This window comes from Nonomuraea sp. NPDC051941, assembly GCF_044593615.1.
Genome location: NZ_JBIUCF010000011.1, coordinates 54,439 through 66,438, shown reverse-complemented (window position 1 = coordinate 66,438; position 12,000 = coordinate 54,439). Strand labels below are relative to the sequence as shown.

Here is a 12,000-nt window from a genome sequence, read left to right as displayed (position 1 = left end):
GATCACGAACGGTAATCGCCGACATGGCGTCACGAGAAGTCGATGAAGCCCGTGTACATGCCCATCCCGCACACGTACCGCAGCGCGCCCTTCGGCTGCGGCGGCAGGCGTACGGTGGCCGGCAGCGCGACGTCGCGCCCGCCGATCGTGACCGTGCCGGTGCACCCCCGGTCGACCAGCTTGAACACCACCTCGACCGGCGCTCCGGCGCGGGCCGCCACGACGGCCGGCCGGTAGCCCTCGCGGGTCGCCCAGACCGTCACGATCTGCTCGCCGGAGCCCGCCGTGGCGGGCAGGGGCCTGGACGCGGCCGGCGGGGTGCCGCCGATCCAGCCGCCCAGGGTGAGCCCGGCGCCGACGGTCCAGAGCCCGGCGGCGACGGCCACGACCGCGGCGAGCCGGGCCAGCCGGGTGCGCGAGACGCGCCGCAGCACGTACCCGAGCAGCGCGAACGCCGGAGCGGTGCCGAGCACGAACCCCGCCATGGCCGCCGCCCCCGCCACCGGGGAGCCGCTGGAGATCGCGATCATCTCCATGCCGAGGGTCACGCCGCAGGGCACCAGGATGGTGGCCGCGCCCAGCATCGGCGCCTTGTAGCGCGAGGGGGCGCCGGCCTCGGGCTTGGCCGCGCACTGACCGCGCCGCATCAGCCGGACCGCGAAGACGATCACCGTGAGCCCGGCCGTGACGAGCAGCACCGCGCGGGCCGCGGGCGGGAGGCTGACGGCCGAGCCGAGCAGCCCGAGCAGCGCTCCGGCCGTGGTGTACGAGACCAGCCGCCCCGCCAGGAACCAGCCGACCAGCGCGGGATCGCGCCCGTGGCAGTGATCGACCAGGCCCATGAGCAGGCTGCCCTGCGCCGCGGTGCACGAGGCCGTCCCCGCCACCAGCCCGGCGGCGACTCCGCCGGCCAGCAGGGTGACGGCGCTCAGCGGGCGAGCGCCAGACTGTCCAGAGACCCGCTCTTGGCGGCCTCGACGATCGAGCCGAACTGGTCGAGGCTCATCTCCACGCGCTGCCCGAAGTCGTCGGTGATGACCACCTGGCGCTCGACGGGCGCCGTTTCGTCCACGAACAGCTCGGGGCACCCGCAGCTGCACTGGCCGCAGAACCTGGCGACGGATCGCATACCTGTCCCCGCTCTCTATGTATCCGGTACACGAACCGTAACGCCGGTCCCTGAATGCGGCCAGTGACAGTAATTGCACCCTTAGTGATGTTTAGGATGTCCAGCCCTTGAGAACGGACACCTTCTCGAAGTACTCGTCCTCGCCCATCTCGCCGCGGGCGTACCGCTCGGCGAGGATCCGCTCCGCCGCGGCGGTGGGCGACGCGGCAGCCGCGACGTGCGCGTGGCGCGGCCCCCACCAGCCCTTGTGCCGGGCCGTGATGGCCAGCGCGACGACGGCGACCCAGAACAGGCCCCAGAAGAACGGGATGATCGGCCAGAAGCTGTGCATGTCTCCTCCTTGACGTGATGCCTTTCAGCGTGCCGGTCGGAGGGGCGGGCCGAATCGCACGTCAGGTCCTGTTCGGAGTCAGCCCGGGGGAGTGTTCACGCGGGTCGCCCGTACGCCTGTGGGGGTAGTGCGCCGGTGCGTTTGACCGTCCGGAGGACGGGGGCGGTCTCCAGCGTCTGGACGGCGTCCAGGGCGCTCACCCGTTCGGTGAGGTAGCGGTACAGGTCGGCGTTGTCGCGGCAGATGGCGGTGGCGAGGAGGTTGGTCGGGCCGGTGGTGACGCTGGCGAAGGAGATCTCGGGGTGGCCCGCGAGGGCCCCGGCCACGTGGAGCAGCTCGGAGGGGCGCACGGCCATCCACAGCCGGGCCTCGGCGCGGTAGCCGAGCAGCCTGGGGGAGTAGTCGAGCTGGATGGTGAGCGCGCCGGACCCGCGCAGCTGGCGCAGCCGGCGCTTGGCCGTGGCCTCCGACCAGCCGGTGGCCCTGGCCAGCTCCGTGTACCCGGCCCGGCCGTCCCTGGCCAGCACGTCCAGGAGGCGGTGGTCCTCTTCCTGGAGGATGATGCCGTCCGATCCGGTACGCGGCTCGGGGCGCAGCAGGTCGGCCTGCTCCGCGGTGAGCCAGGCCAGGCCCTGCCAGCCGTCGGGCAGGGCGAAGCCGCGCAGGAGCGAATGCGCGGTCATGGACAGGACGCGGCTGGTCCGGGGCAGCTTCTCCAGCAGGACCGTGTCGGGCGACTGGGCGAAGCACGAGATCTCGGTGCCGCCGGACAGCAGGTGCACCCAGTACGTGTCGGGCCTCCTGGCCAGGGCCTCGGCGATGGCGGTGCCCGCGTCGGGCGTGCAGCGTACGCGGATGGTCCACGGCGTGTAGCCGAGGAGCGCGCCGTCGAGGCCGCCCACCACCCTGATCACGCCGGCCGCCGTGAGCCTGCGGTAGCGGCGGGCGACGGTCTGCTCGGAGACGCCGAGCACGTCGGCGATCCTGGCGAAGGGGGCGCGGCCGTCGAGCTGGAGCGCGTGCACCAGACCGCGGTCCACGCCGTCGAGTTCGGCGGATTCCATCCGTTCAGGCTAATGCTCTGGAGGAAAGCCACCGAATATCGTGAAAAATTGGGGCAGCTTCGGCCCGCGGGCCAACCTTGAACCCATGATTCTCGTCACAGGAGCCACCGGAAACGTCGGCCGCCAGGTCGTCAACCAGCTCGTCGAGGCCGGCCACCCCGTACGCGCCATGACCCGTGACCCCTCCCGGGCGGCCCTGCCGGCGGCCGTCGAGGTGGTCAAGGGCGACCACGAAACCATCGACCGGTGCTTGGACGGCGTCGAGTCGGTCTTCCTCATCTGGCCCTTCCACACCGCGGACCTCGCCCCCGCCGTGGTCGGTGCGATCAGGCGACATGCCCGCCGCGTCGTCCTGCTCTCCTCGGGCGCGGTACGCGACCAGCCCGACTCGTCCGTCGGCCTTTCGCACAACGAGCTCGAACAGCGCGTCGAGCAGTCGGGCCTGGCCTGGACCATGCTCTGGCCCAGCACGTTCGCCGCGAACGCGTTCTGGTGGCGCGACCAGATCCGCTCGGGAGACGTGGTGCGCGGCGCGTTCGGCGCGGTGCCGATGGCGATGCTGCACGAGCGCGACATCGCCGCCGTGGCCGTACGGGCGCTGACCACGGACGGCCACGACGGGGCCCGCTACGCGCTGACGGGGCCGCAGGTGCTGACCCAGGTCGACCAGGTGCGGATCCTCGGCGACGCGCTCGGGCGCCCGCTGCGCTGGCAGGAGCTCTCCAGGGAGGAGGAGCGGCAGCGGCTGCTGGCGGACGACTCCTTCCCCGACTCGTTCGTGGACGCGCTGCTCGACGGCTACGCCCAGATGCTCGACGGCCCGCCACCTGTCCTGACGAACACGGTCGAGGAGGTGACGGGCCGGCCCGCGCGGTCCTTCGCCGAGTGGGCGAAGGACCACGTGGGCGACTTCTAGGGAGCCACCACCAGCGCGCTGCCGCCGCCGCGGCGGACAGGCTCGGCGACGGCCTGGATCCGGCCCCGGCCGACGAACTCCAGCGCCGTCGCCGCCCCGATCTCCGGGTTGAGCGCGAAGCTGTGCCCCTTGGCCTCCAGCTCGGTCCGATACTTGTCCAGGAACGCCTGCTCGGCCTGGGTCTGCGCGGTGTTGCGCTGCGTGGCGCGCGGCGCGGCGAGCGCGTCCGGCAGGCTCATCCCGAACTCGTACCGGTTGACCAGGATCTGCAGCACGGTCGTGATGATGGTCGAGCCGCCCGGCGAGCCGACCGCCAGCACCGGCCTGCCGTGCTCGAACACCAGCGTCGGCGACATCGACGAGCGGGGACGCTTGCCGGGGCCGGGCAGGTTGGGGTCGCCGGGCGCCGGGCCGAACGTGAAGTCGGTCAGCTCGTTGTTGAGCATTACGCCGCGTCCGGGCACCACGATGCCGTTGCCGCCGGTGGACTCGATGGTCAGGTTGTAGGCGATCACGTTGCCCCAGCGGTCGGCGATGACGAGATGGGTGGTCTCGGGGCCTTCGTCCGCGATCGGGGTGGCGGTGCCGGTGGGCTGGGCGCAGGGCTCGTACGAGCCGTCCGGGCTGCCGGGGGCCGCCGGGTGGGCCGTCGCCCGGTCGCCGATCAGGCAGGCCCGCTCCTTGGCGAAGCCGTCGGACAGCAGCTCCTTGAGCGGCACGCCGGGAATGTCGCCGACGTACTTGCCGCGGTCGGCGAAGGCCAGCCGGGACGCCTCCAGGTATTCGTGCAGGCCCACCTGAGGAAGAGCCTCAAGGATGTTGAGCGCCTCGCCGACTGTCGAGCCGCCGGAGGACGGGGGCGCCATGCCGTACACGTCCTTGCCCTTGTAGGAGATCTTGGTGGGCTCGCGCAGGAGCGCGCGGTAGGCCCGCAGGTCGGACAGCTCCATCAGGCCCGGCCGGACGTTGCGGGTGCTGCCGGGGGTGACCGGCGGCTGCTTGACGGTGGCCACGATCTCCTGGCCGAGCCGGCCGCCGTACAGCCAGCCGGGGCCGCGCTTGCCGAGCTCGCGGTACGTGGCCGCCAGCTCGGGGTTCCTGAACACCGAGCCGACGGGCGGCGGGGCGCCGTTGGGGAGGTAGAGCTTGGCCGTGGAGGTGATGTCCTTGAACCGGGCCGCGTTGTCGGCGGTCTGCTGGTGGAAGGTCTGGTCGACGACGAAGCCCTTGGAAGCCACGTCGATGGCGGGCTGGAGGGCCTCTTTGAGGGAGATCGTGCCGAACTTGCGGAGGGCCAGGTCCCAGTTCGCGACCGTGCCGGGAATGCCCGCCGACAGGCCGCTGGTGACGCCCTCCTCGAACGGGATGCCTTCTAACGTGGTCGAGGTCATGGCCTGCGGGGCGGTCTCACGGCCGTCGATCGTGAAGACCTTGCGCTGCCTGGCGTCGTAGTACACCATGAAGCCGCCGCCGGCCAGGCCCGCGGAGTACGGCTCCGTGACGCCCAGCACCGCGCCCGCGGCGACGGCGGCGTCGACGGCGTTGCCTCCCCTCCTGAGCACGGCGATGGCGGCCTTGCTGGCATCGAGGTCGACGGTGGCGACGGCGCCGCCGTACCCCTCCGCGACCGGGACCTTCTGTTGGGGCCCGGCCAGCGCGGGCGGGGCCGACACGAGCGTGATGAGGACTGCTGCTGCGGGGACGATCACTCGGCGCATGGTCCCTACGATGGCCCACGTACGCCCGTCGCGGTAGGCCCCCCTCACACGCTGGGATGATGCGCAGGTCAGAGCGCTGATCTAGCGTAGGGGTCGTGCGAGGAAAGTTCGGATTCGATCCTTATCTCGCCCTCATCGTGGCGGCCGCCCAGTTCGTCATCGCCAAGGGGGCGTCCTGGGGGCAGCGGTTTCTCAGGGAGCCGCTCGACCCTTACGCGTACGGGCTGCTGCTGATCGGGCCGCTGGCGATCCTGCTGCACCGCCGTTTCCCGCTGCTCACGACCGCCGCCGCGCTCGGCGCGTGCGACCTCTACCTGGCCGGCGGGTACGCCTACGGCCCCAGCTTCATCAGCCCCGCGATCCTGCTGTTCCTGCTGGTCACGCGGGGCAAGAGGGCGATGGCCTGGTTCATGGCGGGGATGACGGTGCTGTCGTTCCTCACCTACGCCTGGCTGATCGGCAACCGCGACCTCTTCCACAGCGTGTGGATCCTCACGTTCATCATGCTGCTCATGGTCGTGGCCGAGCTGGTCAGGATCGTCAGGGAGCGCCGGGCCGAGCGTGAGCGCGTCGCCGAGGAGGAGTCCAGGCGGCAGGCCAGCGAGGAGCGGCTGACCATGGCGCAGGAGCTGCACGACGTGCTCGCGCACAACATCTCGCTCATCCACGTGCAGGCGTCCACCGCGCTGCACCTCATCGACGACAACCCCGACCACGCCAAGACCGCTCTGGCCACCATCAAGACGGCGTCCAAGGAGGTTCTGGGCGAGATGCGCTCGGTCCTGAACGTCCTTCGCGAAGGGGCGCCCCGTTCCCCCACGGCCGGGCTCGACCGCCTCGACGACCTGATCGAGCGCTCGGGCATGGACGTGACGCTCAAACGCGTCGGCTCGCGGCCGTTGCCGCCGCAGGTGGAGCGGGCCGCGTACCGGATCGTGCAGGAGTCGCTGACCAACGCCGCCAGGTACGCGCCCGGCTCGTCGGTGAGCGTGCGCCTGGAGTACGGCGAGCAGGAGCTGGCCATCCACGTCACGGACACCGGCGCGACGACCGCCCCCGTGCTGTCCGAGGCGGGCAGCGGCAACGGCATCCCCGGCATGCGCGAGCGGGCCTCCGCGCTGGGCGGCACGCTGGTCGCCGGGCCGTCCGGCACGGGGTTCCAGGTCGAGGCCCGGCTGCCACTACCCGAGGAGACCTCATGATCAAGGTGCTGCTGGCCGACGACCAGGCGCTGGTCCGGGCGGGCTTCAAGGCGCTGCTCGACGCCCAGCCGGACATGACCGTGGTGGCCGAGGCCTCCGACGGCGCCGAGGCGGTCCGCCTGGCGGGCGAGCACCAGCCGGACGTGGTGCTGATGGACATCCGCATGCCCGGCATGGACGGCCTGACCGCCACCCGGCAGATGCCGCAGGGGCCGCACATCATCATCCTGACGACGTTCGAGCTGGACGAGTACGTCTTCGAGGCGCTGCGCGGCGGGGCCAGCGGCTTCCTGGTCAAGGACACCGAGCCGGCCGAGCTGATCCAGGCCGTCCGGGTGGTGGCGGCGGGGGAGGCGCTGCTGTCGCCGAGCGTGACGCGCCGGCTGATCGCCGAGTACGCCTCCCGGGCCAAGGAGCCCGTCGCCGCCGACGGCCTCGACCAGCTCACCGAGCGCGAACGCGAGGTGCTCGGCCTGGTCGGGACCGGCATGACGAACGACGAGATCGCGGCCAAGCTGTTCATGTCACCGGCGACGGCCAAGACGCATGTGAGCCGCGCCATGATGAAGCTGCACGCCCGCGACCGCGCCCAGCTCGTGGTGATCGCCTACGAATCGGGCCTGGTCAAGCCGGGGTGGCTGTGAGCCCGAACCACTCCTGGGCCGCTTCGGCGAGCCCTTCGGTGCCCGCCCAGGCGACGTAGCCGTCGGGGCGGATCAGCAGCGCATCGGTGGGCGGGTCGTCGGCGCGGGCCCTGACCACGTCGATCCAGTCGTCGTCCAGCGTCGCGCCGCCGCCCAGGTCGAGCAGCACGGGCCGGCCCTCGTGCATGAGCTCGGCCACCCGCCGCCCGCCGGACAGCGCCAGATCCGGGACGAACCGGCCCACCAGCGGGTGCGCGGCCGGGCCGTACCGGACGCCGGAGTCGTGCAGCAGCCCGGCCACGTGCCGCAGCGGCTCCTCGAAGGCGAACACCTCGGTGAGCAGCTCCCGCAGCGCCGCCCCGTCCTCGCCCTCCAGCCGGTCGAGCACCGCCTGTGCCCGCGTCTGCATGAGGGCGCGCTCGGCGACCGGCCGCCGCTCGGACTCGTACGTGTCCAGGAGCCCGTCGGAGGCCCGCCCCAGGAGCGCGGCGGCCAGTTTCCAGCCGAGGTTGGCCGCGTCCGTCATGCCGACGTTGAGCGCCGAGCCGCCCGCGGGGAACAGGTGCGCGGCGTCCCCGGCCAGGAACACCCGCCCCGCCCGGTACCGCTCGGCCAGCCGCGCCTGCGCGACCGTGCTGGACAGCCAGATCGGCCGAGCTCCGTCGCCCAACGGCAGGTCCCGGCCCAGCACGCGGCGCACGGCCGCCCGGAAGTCCTCCGGCGTCACGGGGCCGTCGCCGGGAGCCCCCTTTTCGCGCACACCGGCGATCAGCACGCCGTGCTGGAGCGAGGTGAGCAGCAGGCGGCCGTTCGGGGTGCGGTTCCAGCCGGGCGCCAGGCCATCGGTCTCCAGTGCCTCGAAGACGCCCGTGTCCGCGCCGGTCGCGAAGTGCCCGAGGCGCAGCACCTCGTCGTCGGTCGTGCCGGGGAAGCCGATCCCGGCCTCCCGCCGTACGCTGCTGCGCCCGCCGTCGCAGCCCACGACGTAGCGGGCCCGCATCCGCGTGCTGTCCGCGAGCTCCAGCGTCACCCCCTCCTCGTCCTGGGCCAGCGAGAGCACCTCGCGGCCCCGCCTGATCTCGGCTCCGAGCTCCTTGGCGCGCTCGGCGAGCAGCTGCTCCATCCGCGGCTGCTGGATCATCAGCAGCCGTAACGGCAGGTCGGCCGCCCCCGCGAAGCGCAGCGGCACCGAGCCGAACGGGAACCCGGGCGGCCGCCCGGCGAACGGGCTGCCCGCGCTGAAGCGCTCCAGCAGGCCGCGGTGGTCGAGCAGGTCGACGATCTGCCCGCCCAGGCCGTTGGCCCTGGGCAGCTCGCTCGGTTCCGGCCTCTTGTCCAGCACGATCGGGCGGACTCCCGCCAGGCCCAGCTCGCACGCGAGCATGAGCCCCACGGGTCCCGCCCCCACGATCAACATGTCATCCATGCCTGTCAGGCTAGATTGACAAATCGGCGGCTGTCAATCTAGCCTGACAGGGTGGACGTAACAGAGCTCTCCGAACGGATCAGGTCGAACGACCCGGCCTTGGGCCTGCGGGCGGTGGGCGCGCTGCACCGGCTGGCCGAGCAGGTCGAGGCGGTGTCGGTGGCGCTGGCCAGGGAGCAGGGCTGGACCTGGGAGCAGATCGGCGACGCGCTCGGCATGTCACGGCAGTCGGTGCACGCCAAATACGGGAAGTGAGGGGTTCGCGATGTTCGGCTTTGAGAAGAGCCGGTTCGGCGTGATCGTCAAGGCCGCGTTCGACGAGGCCAGGCAGCGGGGCGACCGGCGGCTGGGCACCGAGCACCTGCTGCTCGGCGTCCTGCACGACGCGGACCTCGCCCGCGCCCTCGGCGTGGACGTGGCGGGCGCGCGGGCCGCGCTCGACGAGCTCGACCGGGCGGCGCTGCGCATGCTCGGCCTGGAGGTCGGGGACCTGCTGCCGCGGACGCCCCGCAAGCACCCGCAGGTGCCCGGCACCGCGCTGACGTCGAGCGCCCGCGCCACCATCAACCAGGCCATCAAGGCCACGACGATGAAGACCAGGGCGGTCGAGGCGCCCCGGCAGCTGGTGTTCGCCCTGCTGGCGCAGGGGCGGCCCGACCCGGTCGCGGGGCTGATCGACCACCTCGGCATCGACCGAGCGGCGGTACGCGGCCGCTGCGCATGATGCGGAGCGTATGACGAAATTTGGTTGAACGTCCGGCGGGGCCGCTGACAAGGTCGAAGAATGAGCCGTACGTACGACGACCTCGTCCAGGAGGCCGCCACGGTCTCCGTGGACGGCTGGGACTTCTCCTGGCTCGACGGCCGGGCCAGCGAGGAGCGGCCCTCCTGGGGGTACGCCAGGCTGCTCGGCGAGCGGATGGCCGGGGCCGAGGCCGCGCTCGACGTTCAGACCGGCGGGGGCGAGATCCTGGCCGGCGTGCCCACGCTGCCGGCGGTGACCGTGGCCACCGAGTCCTGGCCGCCCAACCTCAAGCTGGCCGCCTCGCGGCTGCGCCCGCGCGGGGCGTGGGTGGTGGCCGACGACGACGATCCGCGCCTGCCGTTCCGGGACGGCGTCTTCGACCTGGTCACCAGCCGCCATCCGGTGGAGACCTGGTGGGAGGAGATCGCCCGCGTGCTGCGCCCCGGCGGCGTCTACTTCTCGCAGCAGGTCGGGCCGTGGAGCGTCGCGGAGCTGACGCACTACTTCATGGGCCCCCACGACGGCTCCTCCCGCGACCCCGACCGGGCCAGGGCGGCGGCCGAGTCGGCCGGGCTCGAGGTCGTGGACCTGCGGTTCGAGCGGCTGCGGATGGAGTTCTGCGACGTGGGGGCGGTGATCTACTTCCTGCGGAAGGTGATCTGGATCGTGCCGGGCTTCTCGGTCGAGCGGTACGCGGACCGGCTGCGCGAGCTGCACGACCGGATCGAGGCGGAGGGTCTGTTCGTGGCGCATTCCTCCAGGTTCCTCATCGAGGCGAGGAAGCCCGGTGGCCCGGCTGCGTGACGTGGTGGTCGACTGCCGCCACCCGGCATCGCTGGCCAGGTTCTGGGCGGCGGCGCTCGACGGTTACGCCGTGGCGCCGTACGACGAGGCCGAGTTGGCGCGGCTGCGCGGCGAGGGCATCGAGGACCCCGAGGACGACCCCACGGTGCTGGTCGAGGGCGGGCCGCCACGACTGTGGTTCCAGCACGTGCCCGAGCGCAAGGTCGTCAAGAACCGGCTCCACCTCGACCTGAGCGCCGACGACCTCGACGCCGAGATCGACCGGCTGCGCGGGCTGGGTGCCACGCTGCTGGCCACGTACGACGACTGGGTGACGCTGGCCGACCCGGAGGGCAACGAGTTCTGCGTGTTTCCTCAGTAGATGAGCTCGTACGCGCTGGGTTTGACCCTTCTGGTGCGCGTCCAGTACTCGAAGGTGAAGCCCGGCCAGATCGTCCGGTTCACTCCGTGCTCGTCCAGATACCAGGAGTCGCAGCCGCCCGCGTTCCAGACGAGGGGGTCGAGCCGTTCGCGCAGGCGGCGGGCGAACGCCCGCTGGGCGCCCGGCTTGACGTCCACGGCCCTGGCCTGCGTCCTCGACAGCAGGCGCAGGCAGTCGATGATGTAGCGGACCTGCGACTCGATCATGAACACGACCGAGTTGTGCCCGAGGCCCGTGTTGGGGCCGAGCAGGAAGAACAGGTTCGGGAAGCCGGACGTGGCGATGCCGTAGTAGGTCTCGATGCCGTCCTGCCAGGCGTCCTGGAGCTTGCGGCCGCCCTTGCCGACGATGTGCTGCTCCTGCAGCGCGTCCACGACCTTGAAGCCGGTGCCGTAGACGATCGCGTCGACCTCGTGCTCGGCACCGGAGGAGTCCACGATCGAGCGCGGCCTGATCTCGGTGATGCCGTCGGTCACCAGCTCGACGTTGTCCCTGGTGAGGGCGGGATAGTAGTCGCTGGAGATGAGGATGCGCTTGCAGCCGATCAGGTAGCCGGGGGTGAGCCTGCGGCGCAGGTCCGGGTCGGGGACCTGGGCTTCGAGATGCCTGAGGGCCAGCTTCTCGTGGGCCTTCATCAGGCGCGGATCGACGGTGAAGCCGAGCGCCCGCGTCTCCAGAGCCCAGTAGATGGCGTTGCGCATGGTCCTGGCCAGGCCGGGCAGGCCGAGGATCCGGCGTGTGGTGGGGGTGATGGCGAAGTCCGGCTTGGGGTGGATCCATGGGGGAGTGCGCTGGAAGACCGTCAGGTGGCTCGCGGCAGGCGCGATCTGGGGGACGAACTGGATGGCGGAGGCGCCGGTGCCGATGACGGCCACGCGCTTGCCGGTCAGGTCGATCGAGTGGTCCCACTCGGCGGAGTGGAAGGCGGGGCCGGTGAAGGACTCGCGCCCCGAAATTTCGGGAAATTTCGGTATATGTAGGGCACCGATGGCCGACACGACGGCGTTCACCCGCAACGTCGCCCCGTCGTCCGTGGTGACCGACCAATCGCGCCGGCCGTCGTCGTACTCGAGCGCGACGACGCGCTTGCCGTACCGGATGTGCGGGGTCACGCCGTACTTGTCGGCGCACGAGCGCATGTAGTCCCAGATCTCCTCCTGCGGGGAGAACATGCGGGACCAGCCCGGGTTCAGCTCGTACGAGTAGGAGTACATGTGCGAGGGGACATCGCACGCGCAGCCGGGATAGGTGTTGTCCCGCCAGGTGCCGCCCAGGTCGGCGGCCTTCTCCAGGATGACGAAGTCGTGGTACCCCGCCTCTTTGAGCTTGATGGCCATGCCGATCCCGGCGAACCCGGACCCGATGATCGCTAACCCTGGCATCTGACCTCCCGGGGTGGCGCTTATTGGACGCTCAATCCAATGTAATAACCCGCCTCACCGAGGTCCAGAGCGACCCCCTCTCACGCCCTCCGCCCCTCACCCCGCTATCCGGCCCCGCCCCGGCCCCGCGCGCTCCCAGCCCCCGCGCCTGCTCGCGTGCCCCATCGCTCGTGCGCCCGCTCTGGTCCTTGCCGCTGTCCCGCTCCTGGGCGTCTCCA

At 71.7% G+C, this 12,000-nt stretch carries 14 protein-coding genes; 7 read left to right on the top strand and 7 right to left on the bottom strand.

Features of this window, described 5'->3' with window-relative positions:
• Window positions 1-29: 29 nt before the first annotated feature.
• From ACIHFD_RS20020 to ACIHFD_RS20005, 4 genes are all read right to left on the bottom strand, one after another.
• Window positions 30-887, bottom strand: coding sequence for a sulfite exporter TauE/SafE family protein (locus ACIHFD_RS20020; RefSeq protein ID WP_397368195.1), 858 nt, complete (start codon window positions 885-887; stop codon window positions 30-32).
• Window positions 888-928: 41 nt separating this feature from the next.
• Window positions 929-1,129 (bottom strand): hypothetical protein, encoded by a 201-nt coding sequence (locus tag ACIHFD_RS20015; RefSeq protein WP_350728503.1) that lies wholly within the window; start codon window positions 1,127-1,129, stop codon window positions 929-931.
• Between the two features lie 91 nt (window positions 1,130-1,220).
• Window positions 1,221-1,460: a hypothetical protein gene (locus tag ACIHFD_RS20010; RefSeq protein WP_397368194.1), complete on the bottom strand. Its 240-nt coding sequence runs from the start codon at window positions 1,458-1,460 to the stop codon at window positions 1,221-1,223.
• A 95-nt stretch (window positions 1,461-1,555) separates the two neighbouring features.
• Window positions 1,556-2,524 (bottom strand): Lrp/AsnC family transcriptional regulator, encoded by a 969-nt coding sequence (locus ACIHFD_RS20005; RefSeq protein WP_397368193.1) that lies wholly within the window; start codon window positions 2,522-2,524, stop codon window positions 1,556-1,558.
• An 85-nt stretch (window positions 2,525-2,609) separates the two neighbouring features.
• Here ACIHFD_RS20005 and ACIHFD_RS20000 point away from each other — a divergent pair, with 85 nt between their 5' ends.
• Window positions 2,610-3,440, top strand: a complete 831-nt coding sequence (locus ACIHFD_RS20000; protein ID WP_397368192.1) for an NAD(P)H-binding protein — start codon at window positions 2,610-2,612, stop codon at window positions 3,438-3,440.
• Here the strand turns inward: ACIHFD_RS20000 and ggt are convergent.
• Window positions 3,437-5,158: a gamma-glutamyltransferase gene (ggt, locus tag ACIHFD_RS19995; RefSeq protein WP_397368191.1), complete on the bottom strand. Its 1,722-nt coding sequence runs from the start codon at window positions 5,156-5,158 to the stop codon at window positions 3,437-3,439. The genes ACIHFD_RS20000 and ggt overlap by 4 nt on opposite strands.
• 95 nt (window positions 5,159-5,253) lie before the next feature.
• Between ggt and ACIHFD_RS19990 the strand changes: the two genes are divergently transcribed.
• Entirely contained in the window at window positions 5,254-6,360 is a 1,107-nt protein-coding gene (locus ACIHFD_RS19990) for a sensor histidine kinase (RefSeq protein WP_397368190.1), read from the top strand.
• Window positions 6,357-7,004: a response regulator transcription factor gene (locus ACIHFD_RS19985; RefSeq protein WP_350728509.1), complete on the top strand. Its 648-nt coding sequence runs from the start codon at window positions 6,357-6,359 to the stop codon at window positions 7,002-7,004. The genes ACIHFD_RS19990 and ACIHFD_RS19985 overlap by 4 nt, the downstream gene beginning before the upstream one ends.
• Here the strand turns inward: ACIHFD_RS19985 and ACIHFD_RS19980 are convergent.
• Window positions 6,985-8,430: an FAD-dependent monooxygenase gene (locus ACIHFD_RS19980; protein ID WP_397368189.1), complete on the bottom strand. Its 1,446-nt coding sequence runs from the start codon at window positions 8,428-8,430 to the stop codon at window positions 6,985-6,987. The genes ACIHFD_RS19985 and ACIHFD_RS19980 overlap by 20 nt on opposite strands.
• Window positions 8,431-8,481: 51 nt before the next feature.
• Between ACIHFD_RS19980 and ACIHFD_RS19975 the strand changes: the two genes are divergently transcribed.
• The 4 genes from ACIHFD_RS19975 to ACIHFD_RS19960 are packed head-to-tail and all read left to right on the top strand — an operon-like array spanning window position 8,482 to window position 10,340.
• Window positions 8,482-8,685 carry a helix-turn-helix domain-containing protein gene (locus tag ACIHFD_RS19975; protein WP_185071099.1) on the top strand — a complete coding sequence of 68 codons (204 nt, stop codon included), beginning with the start codon at window positions 8,482-8,484 and terminating at the stop codon, window positions 8,683-8,685.
• A gap of 10 nt (window positions 8,686-8,695) precedes the next feature.
• Window positions 8,696-9,154 carry a Clp protease N-terminal domain-containing protein gene (locus ACIHFD_RS19970; RefSeq protein ID WP_350728511.1) on the top strand — a complete coding sequence of 153 codons (459 nt, stop codon included), beginning with the start codon at window positions 8,696-8,698 and terminating at the stop codon, window positions 9,152-9,154.
• 60 nt (window positions 9,155-9,214) lie between these two features.
• On the top strand, window positions 9,215-9,979 hold the full coding sequence (locus ACIHFD_RS19965; RefSeq protein WP_397368188.1) for a class I SAM-dependent methyltransferase: 765 nt from the start codon (window positions 9,215-9,217) through the stop codon (window positions 9,977-9,979).
• Window positions 9,963-10,340 carry a VOC family protein gene (locus tag ACIHFD_RS19960; RefSeq protein WP_350728513.1) on the top strand — a complete coding sequence of 126 codons (378 nt, stop codon included), beginning with the start codon at window positions 9,963-9,965 and terminating at the stop codon, window positions 10,338-10,340. The genes ACIHFD_RS19965 and ACIHFD_RS19960 overlap by 17 nt, the downstream gene beginning before the upstream one ends.
• Here ACIHFD_RS19960 and ACIHFD_RS19955 read toward each other — a convergent pair.
• Entirely contained in the window at window positions 10,334-11,782 is a 1,449-nt protein-coding gene (locus ACIHFD_RS19955) for a flavin-containing monooxygenase (protein ID WP_397368187.1), read from the bottom strand. The two genes, ACIHFD_RS19960 and ACIHFD_RS19955, sit on opposite strands and share 7 nt — an antisense overlap.
• Window positions 11,783-12,000: the final 218 nt, after the last annotated feature.

Excerpts from the sequence above, each read along its gene's own strand:
- ACIHFD_RS20015 (WP_350728503.1), bottom strand. The coding sequence starts at position 1,129 with ATGCGATCCGTCGCCAGGTTCTGCGGCCAGTGCAGCTGCGGGTGCCCC.
- ACIHFD_RS20010 (WP_397368194.1), bottom strand. The coding sequence starts at position 1,460 with ATGCACAGCTTCTGGCCGATCATCCCGTTCTTCTGGGGCCTGTTCTGG.
- ACIHFD_RS20005 (WP_397368193.1), bottom strand. The coding sequence starts at position 2,524 with ATGGAATCCGCCGAACTCGACGGCGTGGACCGCGGTCTGGTGCACGCG.
- ACIHFD_RS20000 (WP_397368192.1), top strand. The coding sequence starts at position 2,610 with ATGATTCTCGTCACAGGAGCCACCGGAAACGTCGGCCGCCAGGTCGTC.
- ggt (WP_397368191.1), bottom strand. The coding sequence starts at position 5,158 with ATGCGCCGAGTGATCGTCCCCGCAGCAGCAGTCCTCATCACGCTCGTG.
- ACIHFD_RS19985 (WP_350728509.1), top strand. The coding sequence starts at position 6,357 with ATGATCAAGGTGCTGCTGGCCGACGACCAGGCGCTGGTCCGGGCGGGC.
- ACIHFD_RS19980 (WP_397368189.1), bottom strand. The coding sequence starts at position 8,430 with ATGGATGACATGTTGATCGTGGGGGCGGGACCCGTGGGGCTCATGCTC.
- ACIHFD_RS19970 (WP_350728511.1), top strand. The coding sequence starts at position 8,696 with ATGTTCGGCTTTGAGAAGAGCCGGTTCGGCGTGATCGTCAAGGCCGCG.
- ACIHFD_RS19965 (WP_397368188.1), top strand. The coding sequence starts at position 9,215 with ATGAGCCGTACGTACGACGACCTCGTCCAGGAGGCCGCCACGGTCTCC.
- ACIHFD_RS19955 (WP_397368187.1), bottom strand. The coding sequence starts at position 11,782 with ATGCCAGGGTTAGCGATCATCGGGTCCGGGTTCGCCGGGATCGGCATG.